At 75.8% G+C, this 1,912-nt stretch carries 2 protein-coding genes; both read right to left on the minus strand.

The annotated features are described in order from the left end of the window. Window positions 1-2 precede the first annotated feature (2 nt). Window positions 3-731: a bifunctional DNA primase/polymerase gene (locus tag ACOV8S_RS10465; RefSeq protein ID WP_448317515.1), complete on the minus strand. Its 729-nt coding sequence runs from the start codon at window positions 729-731 to the stop codon at window positions 3-5. A gap of 106 nt (window positions 732-837) precedes the next feature. After that, window positions 838-1,860: a small ribosomal subunit Rsm22 family protein gene (locus ACOV8S_RS10470; protein ID WP_448317901.1), complete on the minus strand. Its 1,023-nt coding sequence runs from the start codon at window positions 1,858-1,860 to the stop codon at window positions 838-840. Between the last annotated feature and the right edge of the window lie 52 nt (window positions 1,861-1,912).

Raw genomic sequence — 1,912 nt, forward strand, 5'->3', positions numbered from 1 at the left:
TGTCAGCGCTGGAGGGGCCAGACCGCGCCGGTCGGCTCCTCGCCGGCGTGCTTCTCGATGGCGTCGGTGAGGGCCTCGAGCAGCAGCAGCGGCTCCGGCAGGGCGTGCTCGGGGCCGCGCACCCACCGCACGGCCCGGCCGTCGTCGCCCGGCAGACGGGCGGGCGGCACCAGGACGTACGAGCCGCGGCAGTGCCAGCGCAGACCGGGATGGTCCTCGTCGGTCTCGGGGTGCGAGTCCAGCTCGCAGGGCCACCACTCGTCCTCGTCCTCGGGCGTGCCGCGGGTCTGCGTGAAGAAGAGCATCCGCCCGTCGTCGCTCTCCGCGACCGGGCCGACGTCGACGCCCTCGGCGAGCAACCGCTCCAGCGCGGCGCGGCCCGCGTCCAGGGGGACGTCCAGCACGTCGTTGAGCATGCCGGTGGCGGTGATGAAGTTCGCCTCCGGGTCGGCGCTCAGCCAGCGCCCGACCTGCGCGGGATCGGTGGTGGACTGCGTCTGCCAGGCGAAGGAGAGCGGGTGCCGCGCGGGCGTGGGACAGCCGACCCGTTCGCACGAACACCGGTAGCCGACCGGGTGCGCGGCCGGTGCGAGCGGCAGCCCCGCGGCCGCGGCGGCGAGCAGCAGGGCCTCACGGTCCTCGACCCCGGTGGCCTCCTGCGGACGCCGTCCGCGCAGCCACTGCGAGAACCTGCTCTGCCGGCCGGGACGGCCGCCGAACGTCGCGCTCATCTATCCCCTCACCTCGCCGATGGTGCGGACAACATGCCCCATGGTCGCACCGCCACGTCCGTCCGGGGCGAGCCGGCGGAAACGCACCCGGCGCTCCGATCGGAGGTCATTGCCTGATTTCATGGTAATTGCCGGGCTCGGCGGGCGGCCAGGAGTCCCCCCAGTCGGCATCCCGGGCCGCCTTGTAGAGGTCGCCGTGGCGCTTGGTCACCGTGTGGCGGCGCAGCTGCTCCTCGGCCTCGCACAGGTCGAGCAGCACCTGGCCCTTGCGGATCTGCGGGCGCCGCACCACCCGGGAGGGGGCGGGGGAGACCTCGGCCTCCGGCAGCCGGGTGGCGGCGACGTAGCTGAACTTCTCGTCCTCGTAGGGCAGCGAGCCGGCCTTCACCTGACGGTGCAGGGAGGAGCGGCTGACCCGGACCGAGAAGTGGCACCAGTCCTCGCCGGGGACGATCGGACAGGCCGCGCTGTGCGGGCAGGGGGCGGCCACCCGGAAGCCGGCCGCGATCAGGCGGTCCCGGGCGGCGATCACCCGGGCGTAACCGTCGGGGGTGCCGGGCTCGACGACCACGACGGACGGGGCGGCGGCGGCCGCGGCGTCGACGACGTGGGCGCGGTCCTGCTCGGTGAGCTCACCGAGGACGTAGGACACCGTGACGAGATCGGTGCTCTCGATCCGGAGCGCCGCTCCGATGCGCGAGCGCTGCCAGCGCGCCTCGGTCAGGGCCGCGTTGGCGGCGGCCAGCTCGCGGCCGAGCGTGAGGGCGGGCTCCGCCCAGTCGAGCACCGTGACGGGCCGCTCCCCGTCCCAGGCGGCGGTGACCGCCCAGGTGGCCGCGCCGGTGCCGCCGCCCACGTCCACGTGCGAGGCGGGCGTCCACCCCGGGACCGCCGCGGCGAACGCCTCCAGCGCCGAGCGCACCGCCTCGAAGGTGGCCGGCATCCGGTAGGCCGCGTACGCCGCCACGTCCGCGCGGTCGCGCAGGATGGGGGCGGCGGTGGGGGTCCGGCCGCGGTAGTTGGCGATCAGCCGGTCCACGGCCTGGGCGGCCTGCCGGGGCGGGAGTCCGTCGAGCAGCGCCGCGAGCGCGGTCCGGAGGGTCTCGGCGGGGGAGGACACGATGTTCACCCCCCGATTGTCGCAGCCACCGGGCGCCGCCCCGCCCGCCGCGGTCCGGCCC

Source organism: Streptomyces sp. CO7, assembly GCF_053474865.1.

Coding starts and splice junctions, on each gene's coding strand:
- ACOV8S_RS10465 (WP_448317515.1), bottom strand. CDS start 731: ATGAGCGCGACGTTCGGCGGCCGTCCCGGCCGGCAGAGCAGGTTCTCG.